Here is a 22,801-nt window from a genome sequence, read left to right on the forward strand (position 1 = left end):
CTGCGGGACGTCAGCCCCGCCTGAAAAGCCTGCCGTTAACGTTCAGCCCTGCGCCGCCGACAGGTCGGTATTGATCATCTCGGCAATCACCTGCACCCAGGGCGCAGCGACAATGCCGTAGTGATCGGTGTCCAGTGCTTGCCAGCTCGACATGTGCGGCAACAGCCCTTGCCAGGCCCGCTGCAGATCGGCGATCCGCCAGGTACTGCCCATGCCGTAAGGATTGGGCTGCGTGGCGATGAACAGCCGTACCGGAGTGCGCGGCAGCACCACGGGCTGGTGGCCCGCCATGCTTGCCATGTTGTTCTGACAGCAGACAATCAGGCTTTGCAGGTAACCTGACGTGTCCTCGCTGGCCGTAATGGTGGTCGCGTTGAGGGTGCGCCGTGCAGAAAACTCGCGCTGGAAGACCTGCTGAATCTGCGCTTCGCCGATCTGCGCCAGCTCGTTACCCGCATCCGGCGCGGGGGGATCGATCAGGTACAGCAGTGGTTGCTCGCACTCTTCCGTCAGCAGGCTGCACATCGCCTGCGTCACCCACGCGCCGAACGACCAGCCGGCCAGCCGCCATGCCGTGCCGTCGGGGTGATGGGCCTGCAATGCCTCGAGATACAGTTGCGCGCGCTCATCCACGCTGATGTTCGGCAGGTCGGGCAGGCGCAAGGCCGGATCGGCGATCACCCACACGCCCAGATCAGGGTGCAGCGCCGAGGCCAGCTCGCGGTACGCCTGCACGTCGCCACCTACCGGGTGAATCAGATACAGGCGCTCGCGCCCCGCGCCCGCATGCCACTGATCGATCCGTACTGCATTGGCCCACTGGTTTTCGTCCGCAACCGTTCCGGCCCCTGACGCCTGCACCAGCGCCAACACCTCGGCCAGGCTGACCTTGTGGCTGAACTGCGACAACTGGAAGACCACGCCGGTCGCGGCCTGCAGTTCGTCGATCAGGTCCAGCAGGGTCAGAGAATCGGCGCCCAGCTCATAGAGCGAGGCATCCGGCTGCAGCGCACTCACCCCCAACCATTTGCACAGGCAGTCATGCAGATGCTCGGGCAGACGGTCCGGCGCTTCAGTGTCTGCCGTCAGCGCTGGCGCAGTATCGGCCAGCGTCGAGCCTGCGCTGTGGCGAACCGGGTAAAACTGTCGCGCCGTCTCTGGATCGGTGGTCGAGATCAGCAACTGCGGCAGTTGAGCCGTCATGGCCGCATCGAATACCCGGCAGCCCTCTTGCGCCGACATGCCGACCGCCAGGTGCCGCTGGTGCGCGTCGTCTCCGATGCCACTGGCAGCGGCCATGCCCACATCGCGCCAGATGTCCCAGTTGATGCCCAGACGCACACAGCCATTTTCGGCATGCGGGCGGTAGTGGGTAAAACCGTCAAGCACGGCACTGGCAGCGGCGTAGTCCAGGTGCCCGGCGCCACCAAACAGTGCCGACATCGAAGAGCAATACAGCACGAACCCCGGGGTCATCTGCTCGATCAATGCTTCGACCGCCAGCATGCCGCGGGTCTTGCTCGCCATCGCCTCAGACAGCATCTGAGCATCGCGCTGACGGATCAGGCTGCCCGCTCCGGTTCCGGCCGCGTGAATCACGCCGTCAAAGTGTCCGTAACGCTCACGCAAGTGTTCAAGCACCGTCGGCCAGCGCGCCAGGTCGGCGATATCCGCAGCGATGCTATCGATGCGCGAAGCATAGGCGTGCAGTTCTTTCGGACACTCGCCGCCTCGCGACAGCAGCACGACCCGCCACTGACCGGATTGCAGCAGGTGTTCACACAAAGTACGACCGATGCCGCCTGTACCGCCGAGCACCAGCAACGTGCCGTTCGCCGGCAGTAGATTCGAATCCGCTGTGGGGGCCGCCAGAGGACTGGCCTGCAGCTGTGGCTGCCACAGATAACCGTCACGCATGGCCATGCGTCGCGGCAGCGACGCCGGGTCGGCAAGCAGCGCCGCCAGGTGCCGAGCCTGGGTGCTCAACTGCGCCGTGGGCAGGTCCAGCCAGTGACAGCGTATCGGGTACTCCTGCGGGGCCACTTCGGTGATACCGGCCAGCGCCGCCAGTTCAGGGCGCATGACCGGGCCGTTCACCGGGCACGCTTGCCAGGACAGCAGCCAGAGCCGCAGGGCGCTCTTCTGTGCGTTCTGCCCCCAGGCCTGCAACAACGCGCTGAGCGTATCGAGACAGGCCCATTGCGCAGCCGCCAGGCTTTGCTCGTCAACCGCCCCGCCCACCGACAGCGGCAAGGCATGCAGCCAGTCCAGTTCGGCCGCCGTCTGCCCATTCTGATCAAGCGTGGCGATCAATCGGCCAAACGCCACAGGGTCCAGCGGATCAAGCTCATAACGATTGGGGCCAAGCTGCTGGTAGCCATTGCCGGCCTGCACCTCGATAACATGCCGATAGACACCCTGCAGACTGCCAAGCGTGTCGGCCTCCAGGCGCTCATGGCTGCACACCACCAGCACTTCACGCCCCTCACCAGTCGGCTGTGTACGCAGACGATGCAGCCGCTGCCACTGACGCTGATAGAACCAGTCTGTCAGCGGCTGGCGCTCGACGGCTGACGACGGCTGCAGTTCGGCACGTGCGGCGGGTTTGAAGCGGAAGGTCTGCAGATCGAATGCCGACGGAGGCAAGTCCCAGGGTGGCGGCGTCGAACCGGTCGCCCCGTCGATGCTGGCCCCCGCATACCAGGCGTCCAGCAGGGCCTGCGGTGAATGTTCGCTGGCGTTCACTCGCACAGCCGAAAGCGTCACCTGCCTGATCGACGAGGCTTGCAGGTGCGGCGTCTGACCCGGCTCGCAGATCATCGCGAAGCGCCAGGGCAACGCGCGTCGACCGTTTTGCAGGTAGCGCAGCAGCGCGGTCTGCTGCTCGGGAAAGGCATTGAGCCAGGTTTCAATCGCCAGCATGTCCCGCTCCAGGGCAGTGCGGCTGTGCGCCGACAGCAGCAGGCACGCCGGGCAATCCTCGACGCGCGCTGTCTGCTCCGGCGCTGCGCCGACAATCACATGCGCGTTGGTGCCACCGATGCCGAAACTGCTGACCCCGGCCAGACGCCGACGCCCCTCGGGCCAAGGCCCTGAAGTGGTGGGTATGTAGAACGGCGAATGCTGCAGGTCGATTTGCGGATTGATCCGGGTAAAACCCAGGTTGGGCGGGATCACCCCATGAAACACGGCTAGCGTCGCGCGAATCAGCCCGACCACGCCCGCAGCCGCGCCCAGATGCCCCACCTGGCTTTTCACTGAGGCCAGCGCGCAACTGGCGGCTGGCGCCGCGCCGAACGCTTTGGTCAATGCAGCCACTTCAATCGGGTCGCCCAACAGCGTGCCGGTACCGTGGGCCTCGATGTAGCCCATGTCGGCGCCGTGGATCCCGGCCTTGCGCAGCGCCTCGCTGATCACTGCGCTCTGCCCCGCCACCGATGGCGCGGTATAACTCATCTTGGCGCGGCCATCGTTGTTCAGCGCAGAGGCTTCAACCAGCGCGTAGATCCGGTCGCCATCAGCCTGGGCGCGGTCCAGCGGCTTGAGCACCACCACCCCATAACCGCTGGCGCCGATAGTGCCGCTGGCGTCGTCACTGAACGGGCGGCACAGACCGTCGCGGGAAAAAATGTGCTGCGGACGATAGCGGTAACCATCGGTCAGGGTCGGGTCGATCAACACCCCTGCGGCCAGCATCACGTCACTGTCGCCCTGACGCAGCATCGCCGCCGCCAGGTGCACGCCGATCAGCGAGCTGCCGCACGCCGCCTGAACGCTGAGTGCCGGGCCGCCGAGGTCGAGGTGATAAGCCGCCTTGGTGGCCAGAAAGTCCTTGTCGTGATGCAGCGCCATCTGAAAGCCGTCCGGCAGATCACCGTCGGCGGTTTCGCGCAGCATTTGCTGGAAATACGTGGTCTCGCCGCAACTGGCGATCAGGCCGATGCGCGGCCCATCGGCTTTAGGCGTGAGCCCGGCATGTTGCAGTGCCTGCACGCAGCCCATCAGCAGGTGCCGCTGTTGCGGGTCCATCAGCCGCGCTTCCTGCAGGCTGATACCGAAATAGTCGGGATCGAAATCCAGCAGGCCGGTCAGTTGACTGCGTGCACCGACCAGCCCCTCGGCAGCGTCGAACCGCTCGATGCCCAACCGGTTTCCTTGAAACATCGCCCAGAACTCGGCGAGGTTGCTCGCCCCGGCCACATTCACCGACATGCCGATGATCGCCATGGGTTGTTCGCCAGCCTTGGCGACTCGCTCATTGCCTCTCCCAGCACCGGGCATTTGCCCTGCCGGTACGGAGAGATGCTGCGCCAGGCGGCGCACGCTGACATGCTCGAACAAGGCGGCCATTGCCACTGGCTGCGCCAGTACCTCGTTGTAGCGGGCATGCAGGCGCATCAGGCCGAGGCTGGTGGCGCCGGCTTCGAAGAAGGTCTGATCAGGCTCGATGTCGCGACCGATGACCGCCACGAACAACTCGCTCAGTTGCTGTTCAAGTGCGCTCAACGGTGCCGCAGGCAGCCCGGTGCGTTGCCGTTGCAGCACCTCGCCCAGATCACCCAGCGCCTTGCGATCAATCTTGCCGCTCGGCGTGCGCGGCCAGGCGTCAACCCGCCGGTACTCGTCAATCCGCACATGCGCCGGCAGGTGCAGGGTGATCTGTCGGTCAAGCTGCTGTACATCGGGCAGCGTGCCCTCGCAGTGCAACCAGGCCACCAGTCGGGGGGCCTCCCCCTGCATGGCCACCACCGCGTTGCTCACCTGAGCGACCTGCATCAGTGCGGCTTCGATCTGCCCCAGTTCAAGACGCTGGCCACTGATCTTGATCTGCTGATCGTCTCGGCCCAGGTAATGCAGGCAGGCGTTTTCATCAGCCCGCGCAAGGTCGCCGGTGCGATAGAACAGGGTCAGGCCCTCAGGCTGTGGCAACTCGACGAAGCGCGCGGCATTCAGCGCCGGGTCGGCGAGGTAGCAGCGCGAAATCATCGGCCCTGCCACCAGCAGGTAGCCCTGACTGCCACGCGGCACCGGCCGGTCGTGTTCGTCCACCAGCAGCAGGCGTGCGTTGCTCACTGCCCGCCCGATCGGCGCGCGCAGCGGCCAGTCCTGAACCGTTGCAGGCAAACGCCAGGCGCTGACCACGTGGGTTTCGGTCGGGCCGTAATGATTGAACAGCCGTGCCTGCGGCATGCCGCCGAACCAGTTGCGCAAGGCCTCGGTGCACAGCAGTTGCTCGCCCGCCGTGATCACTTCGCGCAACGCCTGCGGATACGCGCCCTGGCTGACAGCGGTCTGCGCCAGATGCTGCAAGGCCACGCACGGCAGGAACAGCCGTTCGATGCGCGTCTGCACCAGGTAGCTCAGCAATGCCTGGGCATCCTGCCGCCAATGCGGGTTGATCAGGTGGTAACAGCCCCCGCCGCAGAGGGTGCTGAAAATCTCCTGAAACGACACATCGAACGACAGCATGGAGAATTGCAGGGTCACTGACATCGCGGGCAACTGCCCTTCGTTGCGCTGCCAGTGCAACAGATTGCAAAGGGTCCGGTCCGGCACCTGAACCCCTTTCGGTTTCCCCGTCGAACCGGACGTGAACAGCGTGTACAACGGTCGTTGCCCTGCATGACGGCGACGCTCGAACGGTCGTGCTGCAGCGCTCAGGTCGACCCGATGACAGACCTGCCGGTCTACGCTCAATTTCTTCAGTGCTGCTTCAGTGGTCGCGCTGTACAGCACACAGCCGGGTTGCGCCTGCTGCATGACCTGGCGCTGCACCGCCAGCGGATAGCCAGGGTCCAGAGGCACCGCCGTCAGGTTGAGCCTGGCCAGCGCCAGCAAGGCCACAATGTGCTCGACCGACGCCTCGAGGTACAGGACCACTTGCAGCGGCGCATTGTTGCACTCCGACAGCGGGCACTGCTCGATCAGGGTGGCCGCCAGAGTATTGGCCAGTGCATCCAGTTCGGCGTAGCTGATGCACCGCTGATCAGCCACCAGTGCCGGAGCATCCGGCGTGCAGCTCACCTGATAGGCAAACCAGTCGGCCACGGTGCTGAACGGCGGCTCAGCGCTGTCGCCCTGACTGGCGGGCGGCAGGCTGGAGCGGTAAGGCGTGAGCAGCGCATCGAGGGTGGCAGACGGCCTCTCCAGCAGCAGATCAAGCCCCTGCTGCAGCAGTTGATTGACGGCGACCATTTGTGCCGCATCGAAATAACTGCACTGGTACTCCCACCAGCATTCCAGCTGTGACCCGGCATCGACCACCAGCAAGGTCAGCGGGCATTTGGCCTGTACGGTCTCGTTGAATTCCAGCGTGGCGCGCAGGCCGGTCTGAGCCAGCCTGGCGTAGTCGGTGTTTTCCAGCACGAACATGAAATCGAACAGCGAACTGCTCGACGACAGCCGCAGGTCTTCCACCAGATCCGCCAGCGCGACGTCCTGCAAGGCCAGCACCTCACGCACAGTGGCGGTCTGCTGATGCATCTGCTGGTCGAGCGCCTTGTCGCCGTCGAACGCCGTGGGGATCAGCACGGTATTGGCGAACATGCCGATTGCGTCTTCGAATTCGCTCAGCGGACGGTTGGATACCGGGCTGGCGATGCGTGGCCGTTCACAGCCGGTCAGGGCGTACACGCTCCAGGCATAGACGCTGAACAGCACCTCATAGCGAGTGACGCGCTGTCGGCTGCAAAACCGATCCAGTGCAGCACTGCGCCTGGCTCCCAGCGGCTGACGATAAAGCCGTGCCTGCGGACCAGGCTCGCGAACCGGCAGCAGCGCGGGCGAAGACGCCGGGAGCTGACGGTGCAACCCGGCCAGGGCGCGGCGCTGATCGCGGTAGCGCGGGTCGACACGCCATTGTCGTTGCCAGAGCGCGAATTCCAGCGTGCCCAGACCCGGCGAAGGCTCGGCACTCCGCCGCCCCTGCAGCGCATCGTCGTACAGCTGCACCAGGTCATCGAACAACAGGTTCATCGACCAGCCATCGATGACCACGTGGTGCAGGTTCAGCAGCAAGCGACAACTGCCATCGGCAAACGGCAGCAGCCAGGCCTTGCACAGGGCCGATGTCGCCAGATCGAAAGGTGTGTCGAAGACCAGGGCTGCAAAGCTGCGCCAGGTCTGTTCACTGAATGCTCCTGTGGCAAAGGTCTGGCACACCGCTTCCCGTTGGTGAACCTGCTGATGCAGCCCGTCGGCAGCGGACACAAACGCCGTACGCAGCCCGCTGTGTCGCGTCAGCAGGCGCTGCACGGCCTCGGCCAGTGCGGGGAGCTGAACACCCGTCGCCAGGTGCAGGATGATCGGCACGTTGTAAGCCGTCGCCTGCGGCGTGCGCTGCTGCATCAGCCACAGGCGACTTTGCTCGGCAGTCGCCGGCGCACGCCCTGAACGGTTGATGGGCGGCGCGGGCGGATAGGCAGACGCCGCACCCTGCTCATCACCAAGGCGCTCGGCCAATGCCGAAAACGATTCGCTCAGCACCGCACCCAGGTTGATTTCCCGCTGCCAATGGGTGCGGATTGCAGAGCGCAGACGCATGGCCTTGAGCGAGTCGCCGCCGCTGCCCAGCCAGTCATCCTCGCCATTCAGCTCAGGTTGCGACAATAACCTGCGCGCCTGGGTCAGCAGCCAGTCCAGCGCGGGCGAGTGTTGCTCGTCTGCCCGCGAGCCCGCCTCCGGTCGCCACGGCTTCAAGGGCTGTTCCAACAGCGCACGCTGATCAATCTTGCCATTGGCGGTCAACGGCAGGCGCTGCAGCACAAACAGCTGATGCGGGCGCATCCATACCGCCAGGTTGTCGCGCAGGTGCTGGTCGAAATCACGATAGTCCAGCGCCTCGCGCGGCACGATGAACGCCAGTAACTGGTGGTCCTCAGCCGCCTGCCTGCGCGTACAGACATGCACCTGCGCCACCTGCGGATGCTGCAGAATGCGCTGCTCGACCTCGCCTGGCTCGATGCGAAAACCGCGGACCTTCACCTGACGGTCAATCCGCCCCAGGTACTCGATCAGCCCGTCGGCATTGATCCGCACCTGATCGCCGGTTCGGTAATGCAGCACGTCCCCGGCATCGCTTGTCGGCAGGCGCAGGAAAAGCTGTGCGGTCTCTGCCGGACGGTTGCGATAACCGCGTGCGACCCCGCTGCCGCTCAGGTAAAGCTCACCCGCCTCGCCACTGGCAACCGGACGTTGTTGCGCATCAAGCACCTGCACGCCGGTGTCAGGCAATGGCCGACCGATCGGCACCGCGTCCCCGGCAAAATCGCGGGGGATCGGATAGCACACGGCGAAGGTGGTGCATTCGGTGGGTCCGTAGGCGTTGAAAATCTGGCAACGGCTGTCGGGATTGGCCTGATACCAGGCACGCACCGCCGCGGCGCTGACCTGCTCACCGCCGATCAGCACCTGGCGCAGGCTGGAGAAACAGGCGGGGTTATCCGTACTCAAGGTGTTGAACAGCGACACGGTCATGAACAGGCTGTCGACCTGCTGCGTTTCCAGCACCCTGGCCAGTTGTTGTGCGTCCTGCAGGTCTGCGTCGGCAATGATGACGCAGCAACCGCCGTTGAGCAGCGGTGCCCACAGCTCGAAGTTACAGGCGTCGAACGCCGGGTTGGACAGACAGGCAACACGCTCGCCTGCGCGAATGTCGAGGCAGCTGTCGGTCCGGGCCAGACGCAAAAGACCACGCTCGCCCACCTCCACGGCTTTCGGGGTGCCGGTGGTGCCCGAGGTGTAGAACAGAAAGCTCGACTCGGCGAAGTCCTCGGGCAGCGGCAGTGCTGGCTGATCGGGGTACTCCAGCAAGGCTTCGACGCTGACGTACCAGCCACGTTGTGGCGCTGCCAGGCTGTCCGCGTCTTCACCTAGGGTCACCAGCCCGACACAGCCTCCATCGTCGAGCATCAATTGTCGACGCAGGGCCGGGCTGGCCCGATCCAGCGGCACCACCACAGCTCCGACTTTCAGCACGGCCAGTATCGTGGCGACCCATTGCCAGCAGCGCGGCATGCACAGGGCAATCGGATCAGCAGGGCCTGCGCCTTGTGCCAGCAGCCCTTTGGCGATGCGTTCACTGGCACTGGCCAGTTGCGCGTAGGTCAGCCGTACCTGCCGGTCGATCACCGCCAGCGCCAGGGGATCAAGACTTACCTGCTCGGCAAAACGTGACAGCAGGGTCTTGGGGTTGCGGGCGATATTCTCCTCGTGCCGGTTCATCATTGCGCCTCCTGCGTGTCGAAACGTTGCAGCTCTTGCCTGAGCGTCTGCGAGACCCGATGCACCTCGGCACTTTCCAGCATGTCCCAGTGGCCACCGTGCACCAGCCGGGCCCTGTAACCGTTACCCGCGCGGCGACGCCAGAAGCTGCGCAGCTCATGCAACTGCGTGCGGCTGAAGCCTTCGCGAGCCTGAATCAGCACGATGCGCCCTGCTTGTGGCGCGCACTCGTACGCGGCCATGGCCAGGCGGTTGTGGTTGTAGAGGTGGAAATACCGCTCGACCTGCGCGTCTTCGATGCCGGGATACATGCCGTTGAAGCGCACAAGCTTGTCGCGGAACTCCGCCATGTCCACGGTGCCGATCTGTTGCCGGAACCCCGGATCATCCGAGCCTTGGGTATCGAGCAGCACCACCGTCACCTGACGATGGCCGGCAGCTGTCAGACGACGGGCCATTTCGTACGCCACCAGACCACCGAACGACAGCCCGGTGAGTACCAGTGGTTGAGAGGTCAATGCAGCGATCCGCCGCAGATAGGCATCGGCCATCGCTTCGACGCTTGGCTCGGTACTCTCACCAGGGTTCAACCCCGGCGATTGCACACCGTACACCCCGATGCTTTCGGGAAGCTCCTTGGCCAGCGACAGGTAGCAGAACGCTGTGCCCCCCGCCGGGTGAATACACACCACGTTGCGTTGCCCGGCACCGCGCCGGAATTCGATCAGGTTGTCCTGTGCCGCAGCCAGGCTGGCTCCAGTGCGCAGCCAACCGCCCAACGCCTCGATGGTCGGGTGGCCGAGGATCACGCGCACAGGCACTTCGACGCTGAACGCCCGGCCAATTTCGTAGGCCATCTTGATAGCCGCAATCGATGTCCCGCCGACGTTGAAGAAGTTGTCGCGAATGCCGATCTGCGGCACCAGCAGCAGGTCCTTCCAGATCTGATACAGGGTCAGCTCGATATGGTCCCTGGGGCTGCCGAGATTGACTTGCCGGTCGGCCAGATCCTGATCGACCTGTGCCGCGAGCGCTGCACGGTCGACCTTGCCGTTGACCGTCAACGGCAAGGCGTCCAGCCATAGATAAGCGCTGGGCATGACGGCGCTGGACAGGGTCGTTGCCAGGTGCGCACGCAGCGCGGATTCGTCGACTGCGCTGTCGATGACGCAGCACGCCACCAGACGCTGGTTCTGCGCGCTGTCACCGACGATCAACGCCACACTGGTGCGAATACCGGGAAACAGGTCCAGCCGTGCTTCGATTTCACTCAGTTCCAGGCGAATGCCGCGCAGTTTGACCTGAAAGTCGTTGCGGCCGAGAAACTCCAACTGACCGTCCGGGCGATAACGCGCCAGATCGCCGCTGCGGTACAACCGGTCACCGGCAACGAACGGGTTGTCGATAAACCGTTCGGCAGTAAGCTCGTCCAACCCCAGATAACCCCGTGCAACGCCGACACCACCAATGTGCAACTGACCGGTGACCCCGGCTGGCACCGGCGCATCACGCTCGTCGAGCACGTAAAAACGGGTGTTGGCAAGGGGTCGGCCGATGGGCAATTGGCGCGACGGAACGTCGGCACCGGGCTCCAGCGTCCAGACACTGCTGATCACTGTGGTTTCGGTCGGACCATAGACGTTGTGCAGGCGGGCATGCGGCAGACGCTCCTGAAACAGCCTGGCCACTGCGGGCGACAGCTCCCCGCCGCCACTGAACACATCCTTCAGGGTGTGACAGGCGCTGACCTCTTCGACCTCAAGAAACAGTTGCAGCATGGCCGGCACGAAGACCATCGCGGTAACGCTTTGTTCACGCACCACCTGCGCCAGGTAACCAGGCTCGAAATGCCCGCCGGGACGGGCGATGATCAGCCTGCCACCCGTGAGCAACGGCCAGAAGATCTCCCAGGCCGAGGCGTCGAAACCGAATGGAATCTTGTGCAACATGCGGCCGGATGCGCCATAGAGCTGCTGACACCACAGCAGCATATTGCTCAGCCCGCGATGCGTGATCATCGCACCCTTGGGCAGCCCCGTAGTGCCGGAGGTATACAGCACATACGCCAGGTGGTCGGCGTTCACCGCGACGCGTTGCGGCTGCGGATTGTCCGACGGGCACTCGGCCCAGAGCAGGGCATCGGCCTGCACGTCGAGGATCGGCACTTCGCAGTCCGCTCCTTGTAAAGCCTCGCGCAGGATATTGCGCGTCGGCCCTTGGGCCAGCAGCACCACCGGGGACGTGTCGTCGAGAATATGCCGCAGGCGTCCCGATGGATAATCCGGGTCCAGCGGCACATAGGCGCCCCCGGCCTTGAGCACCGCCAGCACTGCCACCGGCAGTTCCAGCGAGCGTTCGATACACACCGCCACGCGCACATCCGGGCCGACGCCGAGGGTGAGCAGATGATGCGCCAGGCGGTTGGCCTGGCTATTGAGCTGGCTGTAGCTCAGCGACCGACCTTCGAAGATGACCGCACACTCGGCCTGCCGACGCGTGACCTGAGCTTCGATCAGGCGATGCACGCAGTCGACGGGCTGGGCCAGCGGCGCCGGACTGTTCCACTGGTTCAGAATCTGTTCGCGTTCGGCATCGCTGATCAGCGTCAGTGAACCCACAGGCTGCTTGGGGTTCAGCGCCACCTGCTCCAGCAGCTGACGATAATGCCCGCTCAGGCGTTCGATGCTGGTCTGGTCAAACAGATCGGTGTTGTATTCCACCAGCAGGCTCAGCAGACCGTCGCGCTCGACCCATTCGAACGCCAGGTCGAACTTGGCCGTAGCACTCCCGGTGCCGTATGACGTCATGCTCAGGCCGGGCATCCGTGCGGCGTTGCCCGGAGTGTTCTGCAACACCATCATCACCTGAAACAACGGCGAATACGCGGTATCGCGCTGCGGGTTGACGGCCTCCACCACGCGGTCGAAAGGCACATCCTGATGAGCGTGAACATCCAGCAGGGTGGCGCGTACCTCGCGCAACAGCTCGGCAAAGGTCTGCTGCGGATCGAGACGCTGACGAATCACCTGTGTGTTGACGAAATGGCCGATCAGCGGCTCGATTTCGGGACGGCTGCGGTTGGCGAATGGCGTACCGATGCACAGGTCCCGCTGACCGCTGTGACGCCAGAGCAGGACCGACAGCGCGCCGATCAGCACGTTGAACAGCGTGCCCTGGGTCTGTCTGGCCAGCGCGTTGAGCGCGCGCAGGGTGGTGCCGTCTACCGTCGAGCTGAAGGTCGCTCCGACGTAGCGCTGCACGATCGGGCGCGGTCGGTCGGCAGGCATATCGAGCAGCGGCGGCGCGTCGGCCAGCGTGCGCTGCCAGAAGTCCAGTTGCCCGGCCAGCGCCTCGTCGCTCAGCCGCTGTTGCTGCCAGCAGGCGTAATCGGCGTACTGCACCGCCAGCGGCGCCAGACTGGACGCCTGACCGCGCAGAAAATCGCCATACAAGGTGGTTACTTCCTGAAGGATCACGCCCATCGACCAGCCATCGGCGATGATGTGGTGCACGCTGTACAGCCAGAGATATTCCTCATCGGCCAGGCGCAGCAGCGAGGCCCGCAGCAACGGGCCGCTGGCCAGGTCAAAGGGTGCTTTGGCCTCCTGCTCCACCGCCACGCTGACGTGCGCATCGCGCGCTGTCGGCGACAGGCTACGCAGGTCGATACTTGGCATCAGCAACGGCATCGCCGGGTGCACGATCTGCCGTGGCTCGCCGTCCACGCTGGCGAAGGTCGTGCGCAATATTTCATGGCGCATGATCAGTTCGTTCAGCGCCCGCTCCAGCACCGGCACATCCAGCGAGCCTTTCAGCAGCACCGCAGTGGGCACGTTATAGAACGCATTGCCCGGTTCCATCTGATCGAGGAACCATAGCTGGCGTTGTGAGAACGACAGCGGAACAGCCGTTTGCCCGGCGGCACGCCGAGGGATCGCGGCCGGGTCAGTGCCGCTCAGCAAGGCAATCAGTTCTGCCTTGTGTTGCTTGAGCGCCTGCAACATCTCATCATTCAGAAACCCGCGCGGCGCCTTGCAGCGCAGTTTATCGCCGTCCACTTCAAGCACCACGGCGTGGCGACCGAACAACTCCAGCAATTGATAGGCATTCATATCTCTATCTCCTCCATGTCGCTGGCGTCGTCCGTTCGATCTGCGGCAGAAGCGAACGCCTCGACCTGCGCGCGGCGTTGTTCGTCGGCAGTGCGCAGGCCGCCCACCATCGAGTAGATCAACTGATGATTCGGTCCCAGGTCGAACAGGGCCGACAATTGCTGCTCTTCAAGCGAGCCCATGCCACACAGGCCAAGGCCCTGCTCCACCGCTGTCATGGTCAGCAATTGCGCCATGCCACCGGCTTCGATATGACAGAAGTCGCGACTGCGCTCGCCATACAGCGGGCGGATCGCGGCCATATCGGCAATGAAGAACAGCGAGAATGCCGCGTTTTCATACACCGGACGGTTTACGAAATAATCGTAGGTGTCCGGGTCGAGCGGCTCGCTGTCGAGCATCAGCAGACGGTGCTGAACCGGGTCGTAGTAATAGGCGCCGGCAGCAACGCCGGTGATCCGCTGCGGTTTGACATACAGGTGGCACTGGATCGGGTACAGACCGCCTGCGGACGGGAACTGGTATTTGACCTCGCCGTGCAGTTGCCCTTGCGCCAGGCTGGCCAGTAACCCGGCAAACGCCTCGGTCGGAATGGGCCCGGCAGCGAATTGACGTACCGAGCGGTAGTCGCTGAAGCGCCGCGCAAACGCGGGGTTATCCGGACGTGCAAGGTCCAGCGCCGCAACCTGCGGTGCGAAGGTCCGCCGGCCGCGCTGGTCGGCCTTGAAGCGCGCCCGCTGCTGCGGATCTTCAATCACCGGCTCGGGCGAACCCGCGCGCTGACGAACGCTGTCGACCACGCTGCCGTTGGCCAGATTCCGGCGGTACATGCCGAGCAGGTTGAGCAGGGTCGGCTGCGCCAGCAGTTGCGCAACGTTAGGACGGAACTGCAGTTCGCCGGACAGCGCATTGCTGATCCTGACAATGTCGATCGAGGTAGCGCCCAGGTTGAGCAAATTGGCGTCGGCAGCGATCGACGAACGCTTGAGCACGCCCTGCACGATCATCACCAGTTGTTGCTCCTGCGGCCCCTCCACTTCCAGCGCGGGACCGGCATCCTGAACCTGCGACGGCTCCGGCAGGCGCTTCTTGTCGACCTTGCCGTTGGCCGACAGCGGCCATTCCTGCACGAAGGTGAACGAGGTCGGCACCATGTAGGCCGGCAGTTTGTCTGCCAGGTACTGGGTAAAATCACTGGCCTGCAACGAGGGATCGGCCTTGAGTACATAACCCGCCAGCCGCTTCTCGCCCAGCGCTTCGCCCAGCACCCGCACCACGGCGCTCTGCACCCCGGGATGGCGATTGAGCGCCGCTTCGATCTCGCCCAGCTCGATGCGGTGCCCCTGGACCTTGACCTGGGTGTCTTCCCGACCGAGAAACTCGATATTGCAGTCGGGCAGCCAGCGCCCCAGGTCGCCGGTCCGGTACAGGCGTTCGCCCGTCAGCGGGTGGGCGAAGAAACTGCCGGCACTCAGCGCTTCATCACGCCAATAGCCCTTGGCAAGGCCGATACCGCCGATATACAGCTGGCCAGCCACCCATGTCGGGCGAACCTGCAGTGCGTCATCCAGCACGTAGAAGCGCTGGTGATCCAGCGCCTTGCCATAGGGAATACTGCGCCACGCGGGGTCGACCTGTTGCAGCGGATACTGGATCGACCAGATGGACGCTTCGGTCGCTCCGCCAAGGCTGATCAGTTGCAACGCTGGCTGCAGCGCCCAGGCGCGCTCGGGCAGAGTCAGGGGAATCCAGTCGCCCGACAGCATCGCCACGCGCAGGCACGACGGCAACGCGCTGCGTTCACCTTGTACATACTCCAGCAGCATGCCGAACAAGGCGGGCACCGAATTCCACAGGCTGACCTGATGCCGCTCGATCAGCGTCAGCCAGTGCGCCGGGTCGAGGGCTTGCTGCGGTTCGAGCAGTACCACCGCAGCGCCAGCAGCCAGCGTGCCGAAGAAGTCGTAGACCGACAGGTCGAAACTCAGCGACGAAACCGCCAGTACCCGGTCGGCAGCACCGACGGCAAAGCGCCGGTTGATGTCGAGCAGCGTATTCACCGCACCGCGATGATCGATGACCACGCCCTTGGGCATGCCGGTCGAGCCTGAGGTGTAGATCACATAGGCCAGATCGTCCGGGGTGAGACGCACGGCGTGCAATTCGGACTGATCGGAAAGACCATCATCGGCCATGATCGGGTCGCTCACGCTGATGACCTGGACCTGCGCGGGCCACTCGATACGCTGCAGCAGTGCCGGCTGAGTCAGCGCCAGACTGGCTTCGGCACGTTGCAGGATGTGATCCAGACGCTCGATCGGCAACGCCGGGTCGAGCGGCAGATAAGCCCCGCCTGCGTACTGGATCGCCAGCGTCGCGACGACCTGTTCCCAGCCACGTTCCATGACCACCGCGACCAGTTGATTGGGCACCACGCCGCGACGCTGAAGCAGCGCCGCCAGCTGCCGCGCTTCGGCCCGCAGTTGCCGGTAACTCAACTGACGACGTATGCCGATGACCGCCAGCGCATCCGGGGCAGCGAGTGCCTGGCGATCAAACAGTTCGTGCATCAGGCCTGAGTCAACCGGGCTGGCGTCGGGCACCGGCAAGCGGGCCAGCGGTATCAGGTCCACCGTGCCGGCGTTCCACGCATCGGCCTGCAGCAGGCGATCGAGCAGCGCGTTGTAGGCGACGAACATCTGCTCGATCAGGCCTTGCGGAAACAACTCGTCGATGCTGTCCCAGTTGAACAGCAGGCGCCCTTCCAGCTCCAGCAGCGTGTGGTCAAGCCAGACCTGCGGAGTCTGGGTGATGCTGTGCATGTGCTCGGCATTCAACGCATCGGCAAGGTTGAATTCGGCCAGTTCCGGCGCGGCTTCCGACAGGGTGCTGTTGAACACGATGGGCATGGCGGTCTGTTGCACGCCACGGGCCTGGGACAGCTCACGCAGCACCCGGACCCCGCTGACCACCGAGTGGTCGATGTCTTGCCACAGCCGTGCCTGCACGGCACGCGCCTTGTCGATGAAGCTCGCGGCCCCGTCGATTTGGACCTCAAGCAAGACCAGCGAGGTGAAGTCGCCGATGATCTCATCGACATCCGGGTGCAGCGGCATGCGGTTGAACAGCGGCAGGCTCAACGTGAAGCGCGACTGCCGACTCCACAGCGCCAGCACCTCGCTGAATGCGGTCAGCAGCATCACCGACGGGGTCACGGCAAATTGCCTGGCGAGCGCCTTGAGCCGTGACCACTGCTGCGCTGAAAGTTCGCGGTCGCGGCGGGTAAAGTGCGGCTGGCTGATGCTTTCCGGCTGGCACACCAGCGGCAGGTCCGGCGCAGGCGCCAGCGTGGCAACCTTCTCGCGCCAGTAGTCCAGTGCCTGTGAATAGCGGCTGTCATTGCGCAAGCGCTGCTCGGCCAGCACGTAATCGCGGAAAGTCAGACCCGGTTCGGGCAGTTGCAACTGCGGGTCGGCATAAAACGCCATCAGCTCTCGCGCCAGAATCTGCGTACTCGCAGCGTCGACGATCAGGGCGTCAAGGCTGATGTGCAAATGGCTGATGTCCCCATCGAGCAACGACAGACTGAACTCGAACAACGGCCAGCGACTGGCGTCCAGCACCTGATGCGACTGACGTTCGCGGGTACCTTGCAGGGCCTGTTGCGCAGCGTCGGCAGAAAGGCCGCGCAGATCGCTGCGTGGCATGTGATAGGTCGGTACGCTGTCGAGGACCTGCTGCGTGCCATCACCAAGGAACACCACGCGCAGCATGTCGTGCCGCTGGATCATGCGGTTCAGCGCCTGCTCGAAACGTGGCGCGTCGAAGCCGGGGATGCGCAGCTCTTCATAACCGTGGGCGCTGACACCGCCGAGGCTGACCGACGCTTCGCGGCCAAACCAGTACGCCTGCTGAATATCGGTCAACGGGAACGGCGCATAGCGTGCGCCGCGATCAGCTTCAATCGGGGTAAAAGGTGTGTCGAGCGAAGGCCCGTCACCCCGCCCGAGCCTTACCTGCTCAGCCAGGTCCACCAGCACCGGCGTCTTGAACAGGCTGCTCAGGGACAGCTGCGCGCCCATACGCTGGTTGATCATGTAGATCATCCGCGTGGCCAGCAGCGAATGCCCGCCCAACTCGAAAAAGTTGTCGTGAATACCGACCTGCTGGCACTTGAGCACCTCGGCCCAGATGCACGCCATATGCCGCTCGGTCTCGTCGCGCGGTGCCACGTAGGCACTGGTGGCCTGGCGCTCTGGCGCCGGCAGCGCCTGACGGTCGAGCTTGCCGTTACGGGTCAGCGGCAATTGCGTCAGCGCCACCCAGGCCGTCGGCACCATGTGTTCCGGCAGGTGCCGGTGCAGCTCGGCACGCAGTGTTTCGGCGGTTGCAGGCCCCACCACATAGGCCACCAGACGCTTGTCGCCCGGCACATCTTCGCGCAGCAGCACCACCGCTTCCTGCACACCGGGTTGCTGGTGCAGAAGGCTATCGATCTCGCCCAGCTCGACGCGAAAGCCGCGCAGCTTGACCTGCTGATCGATGCGCCCCAGGTAGTGCACGTTACCGTCGGCCGCGAACCGCGCCAGGTCACCGCTGCGGTACATGCGTGCGCCGGGCTGCGGGTTGAACGGGTCCGGCAGGAAGCGTTCGGCACTCAGGTCCGGACGATTCAGATAACCACGGGCCAGGCAGGCTCCGGCGATGTACAACTCGCCCGCCACGCCGACCGGTACCGGGTTCAGATCGCCGTCCAGCACATACAGACGCGCATTGGCGATAGGCCGGCCGATTGGCGGCGTGTCCGGCCACTGCCCGGCCTGATCACAGTCGAGGCTGAACTGGCTGACCACATGGGTTTCGGTCGGGCCGTACTGGTTATGCAGTTGCGCCCCCCCGAGGCCACAGATAAAGGCACGCAGTTCGTCATTGACGAGCAACGCCTCGCCGGCGGTGATGATTTCGCAGCCTCCCTTTGGCACAGGCATCGGCACCGACGCGTCAGCTTCAGTGAGGCTGGCCAGTTGCTGAAGCACGGCAAACGGCAGAAACGCCCGTTGTACGCCCTCGGCCACCAGCGTCGGACGCAACGCGACGAGGTCTTTGCGGCCGGCTTCGCTCATAAGCACCAGGCTGCCGCTTTGGCACAAGGTGCTGCAGATTTCCTGAAACGACACGTCGAAATTCAACGACGCGAATTGCAGCACGCGTTGTGAAACAGGCGTCTGCTCCAGTTGCCAGGCGATCAGGTTATCCAGCGCCGCACGACTGTGCGCCACGCCCTTGGGCCGCCCGGTCGAGCCGGAGGTGTAGAGCACGTAAGCCAAGTTGCCGGGGCTGACGGGCACTCGCGGATTGGCCTCGGAATACCCGGACCAGCGTTGCACCTCCACATCGAGGCAGCAGATCGGCAGCGTGTCGGGCAACGGTGGCAGACCGGCGCGCAGCGCAGACTGGGTCAGCAGCAGGCTCGGTGCGGCATCCGCGAACATGAATGCCAGACGCTCGGCCGGGTAGGCAGGATCGAACGGCACGTAAGCGGCGCCGGTCTTGAGAATGGCCAGCAGGCCGATGACCATCTGCGGCGAGCGCTCCAGACACAGCCCGACGCGCTGCTCGGGCCCCACGCCCTGCTCGATCAGGTAATTCGCCAGCCGGTTGGCAGACTGGTTCAGCTCTGCGTAAGTCAGCACTCGCTCATCGGCCAGCAACGCCACGGCATCGGGTGTTTGCTGCGCCACGGCTTCGAAACGTTTGACACAATCGGGCAGTGCAGAAGTATCGCGTTCGGTGCGGTTCCAGTCGTGGACGATGCGTCGATGCTGCTCAGCGTTGAGCAGGTCGAGCGTCGCAAGCGGCTGCTCGCTGTCCTCGACCATCTGCGTGAGAATGCGGTGCAGGTATTCGCCCATCTGCACCACAGTCTCCGGCTCGAACAACCCCGACGCGTATTCCAGGCCGCCGACGATTTGCCCGTCCCGTTCGCTGAGTGCCAGTTGCAGGTCGAATTTGGCCACTGGCTGGACGCTTTGCAGCACACTGACATCGACCCCGGACAAAGCCAGATCGGAATCCTGATGCTGCTCCCAGGCGAACAGCACCTGAAACACCGGGCTGTACGCCAGACTGCGCGGCGGATTGAGCAACTCCACCACTTGATCGAACGGCAAGTCCTGATGTTCCTGGGCGGCAAGCGCAACGCTGCGCGCCTGTTGCAGCCAGCTGGCCACTGTCGGGCTGCCGGAGCGGGTCATGCGCAGGGCCAGAGTATTGACGAAGAATCCGATCAGCCCTTCCAGCTCCTGCTGGCTACGGTTCGCCGAGGGCACACCGATGACCACGTCATCCTGCCCCGACAGGCGCATCAGCAACAGCGACCAGGCCGCCAACAGGTTCATGAACAACGTGGTGCCCTGCTGCGTAGCCAACATTCGGAGCCGAGCCGTCAGCGCGCGGTCAAAGACCAGCGGCACAAAGCCGCCGCGGTAATCCTGGGCCGCCGGACGCTTGTGATCGGTGGTCAACTCCAACAGTATCGGTGCACCGCTCAGGGTTTCACGCCAGTAGCGCCGCTGCGCATCCAGCACCTCGCCGGACAGCCACTGGCGTTGCCAGGCCGCGTAATCCACATACTGAACAGGCAACGGCGGCAGTGGCAGGGACTGCCCGTGCGCGGCCGGTTGCTGAATCGCCGCGGCGTAGAGCAGCCCCAGCTCGCGGGTCAGCACGCCCATCGACCAGCCGTCCGAAACGATGTGATGCTGGGTCAGCAACAACACGTGATCGTCATCGGCCAGCTTGACCAGGCTGACGCGCATCAACGGCCCGGCCGCGAGGTCGAACGGCTTGCTGCCCTCGGCGTCGATCAACGCCAGCAGACGCGCCTGGGCATCGTGCTCGCCGCGCAGGTCGATGACTGGCAGTGGAAAGTTCGCCCCCGCCGCCGCAACGCGCTGCCGCCCCTCGCCTTCAACCGCAAAAAAGGTGGTGCGCAGCGCCTCGTGGCGGTCCACCAATTGATTGAAACTGCGTTCCAGCGCGGCCACCTGCAACGGCCCGCGCAAGCGCAGGTTCAAGGGCATGTGGTAAGCCGCATTGCCGCCTTCCATCTGCGCCAGAAACCACAGGCGCTGCTGGGCAGACGACAACGTGTGTGCCCCGCTACGTTCTACTGCCGTGATTGGAGGGCGAGCGTTGCCCTGCTGAGCGGTGCTCAGTCGTTCGGCGAACTGCTGCAGCACGGGGGCTGTAAACAGGGCTGAGGGTGACACCTCCAGATGCAGTGTCTGACGGACCTTGGCCAGCACGCGCATGACCAGCAGCGAGTGGCCGCCGAGTGCAAAAAAGTGATCCTGGCGACCGACTCGCTCGACGCCCAGCACCTCGGCCCAGATGGCCGCGAGGGCGATTTCCTTTTCGCCTTGCGCAGCTTCGAACACGTGCCGATCAAACGCGTCATCCCCCGGTTCGGGCAGTGCGATACGGTCCAGCTTGCCATTCGCGGTCAACGGCAGCGCGTCCATACGCACGAATGCAGCAGGAATCATGTAGTCCGGCAAGCTGAGCTGCAGATGCTGGCGAAGGCCTTTGGGCGTCAGCGCGGCGCCGCTCTGTTCGCGGAAGTAGGCAATCAGCCTGGGCACGCCCGCGCTGTCCTCGCGCAGCACCACAACGTTGTCACGCACACCGGCAACCTCGGCCAGACGCGCCTCGATTTCACCCAGCTCCAGGCGCAGGCCGCGCAGTTTGGCCTGCGAGTCGTTGCGCCCGAGGAATTCCAGATTGCCGTCAGCCCGATAGCGGGCCAGATCGCCAGTACGGTACAACCGCTCACCGGCCACGAACGGGCTGTCGATGAATCGCTCGCGGGTCAATTCCGGCAAATTCAGGTAGCCACGCGCAACCCCCACGCCGCCGATGTACAGTTCGCCGGTCACGCCTTGGGGAACCCTCTCGCCAGCGGCATCGAGCAGGTAAATCCGCGTATTGGCCAACGCCCGCCCGATGGGCAGCACTGCATCGACTTGGCTGTCGGCCTCGAACTCGAAGCAGGTGCTGTCGATGCTCGCTTCGGTGACCCCGTAGGCCTGGACGATTTGCACATGCTCGCCACACAACCCACGCAGTTGGCGCGCGCTGTGGGCCGTCCAGATGTCCGAACCGCAGACCACCGTGCTCATGAACGACAGGTCGCGCCTCGCCTCCTGCGCCCAGACCAGCAACGGGTTGAGGACCGCAGGCACGAAGTCGGCGAAATCGATACGCGCCTCGCTCAACAGGCGATACAGCGCAGGCGGGTCCATCAGCGTGTCACGCGGGCAGAGCACGAGCGTGCCGCCAAAACCCAGTGCGCGGATCAGGTCGGCGCTGAACACATCGAAGGAAAACCCGGCCATCTGCAGGTGACTGAGGGGCTTGTGCAGCGCGTACAAAGGCTCCCAGGCAGCGCTCACCGCGGTCAGCCCACGGTGCTCGACCATGACCCCCTTGGGCGTTCCGGTGGAGCCCGAGGTGTAGATCACGTAAGCCAGATGGCGGGACGTCAGACCGACCGAATGCGGGTCAGGGTTGTGCGTGGGCTGCTCTGCCCACAGCCGGGTATTGGCCAGATCAAGCACCTTTGATGCGACCTCACCTTGCTCCAGTGCCGCCAGCAACGCCGCGCGCGCCGGAGCGTGGCTCAGCAGCACGCGTGGCGCGCTGTCTGCCAGCATGTGTGCCAGACGGGCTTTCGGGTATGCGGGGTCCAGTGGCACGTAGGCACCGCCCGCCTTGAGTACCGCGAGCACGCCGACCAGCATGTCCAGCGAGCGCTCCAGGCAAATCCCGACACGCACATCCGGCCCGACCCCAAGGCTGCGCAGGTAGTGAGCCAGGCGGTTGGCCTGAATATTGAGCGTGGCGTAGTCAAGCGTGTCCAGCTCGAAGCGTGCCGCTATGGCGTCAGGATTGCGCTGCGCCTGGGCTTCGAAAAGGCCATGTACACACTGGTTTTGGTCAAAGGGTTGCTCTGTATCAGGATGAGCGAAGCCCGTCCCGCGCGAGGAAGATTTGTCGACCATCAGGAATCACCGTCCGTGAACAGATTATTGTTATGAGCAGACGGGAGCGCAGAGCGACAAGCCCGTCAGACACGGCATGAGAAATGCCGGATGAACATCGAGACTCAGGGGGAAGGTGCAGCGCGGGCTCTCGGGCTCATGTCATGAGCTGACATGCAAGCACTCGGGGGAATCGCAGAGGGATGACAGGCGAATGCGGCACGGCGCGACTCGCATACAGAAAGGGGGGTGGCTGGCTCGTTGACGAGACTGATCGCTCTGCCCTTGGAAATGACGTTTGCATACCGCGTGACCAATTGAAACCTCATCTTCCGTTCGAGGGTCAACGACGGGGAACGGCCTGCGCCGGGGTGTCAGCGCCAGGGTGGACCCGATCGGCTGTGACTGCGGAGTCTGTGGACCCGT

Annotated in this window: 3 protein-coding genes; all 3 read right to left on the bottom strand. The window is 64.3% G+C overall.

What is annotated here, in order from left to right; genetic code table 11:
* Nucleotides 1-42 precede the first annotated feature (42 nt).
* Genes BLR20_RS21985 through BLR20_RS21995 form a run of 3 tightly spaced genes read right to left on the bottom strand, consistent with a single transcriptional unit; the run spans nt 43 to nt 22,396 of the window.
* Nucleotides 43-9,225 carry a hybrid non-ribosomal peptide synthetase/type I polyketide synthase gene (locus tag BLR20_RS21985; protein ID WP_074595043.1) on the bottom strand — a complete coding sequence of 3,061 codons (9,183 nt, stop codon included), beginning with the start codon at nt 9,223-9,225 and terminating at the stop codon, nt 43-45.
* On the bottom strand, nt 9,222-13,334 hold the full coding sequence (locus BLR20_RS21990) for a non-ribosomal peptide synthetase (protein WP_054993254.1): 4,113 nt from the start codon (nt 13,332-13,334) through the stop codon (nt 9,222-9,224). Before BLR20_RS21990 ends, BLR20_RS21985 begins: the two co-directional genes overlap by 4 nt.
* Nucleotides 13,331-22,396, bottom strand: coding sequence for a non-ribosomal peptide synthetase (locus BLR20_RS21995; RefSeq protein ID WP_054993253.1), 9,066 nt, complete (start codon nt 22,394-22,396; stop codon nt 13,331-13,333). The genes BLR20_RS21990 and BLR20_RS21995 overlap by 4 nt, the downstream gene beginning before the upstream one ends.
* Nucleotides 22,397-22,801 lie beyond the last annotated feature (405 nt).

Source organism: Pseudomonas congelans (assembly GCF_900103225.1).
In the GTDB taxonomy this organism is placed as follows: Bacteria; Pseudomonadota; Gammaproteobacteria; order Pseudomonadales; family Pseudomonadaceae; genus Aquipseudomonas; species Aquipseudomonas congelans.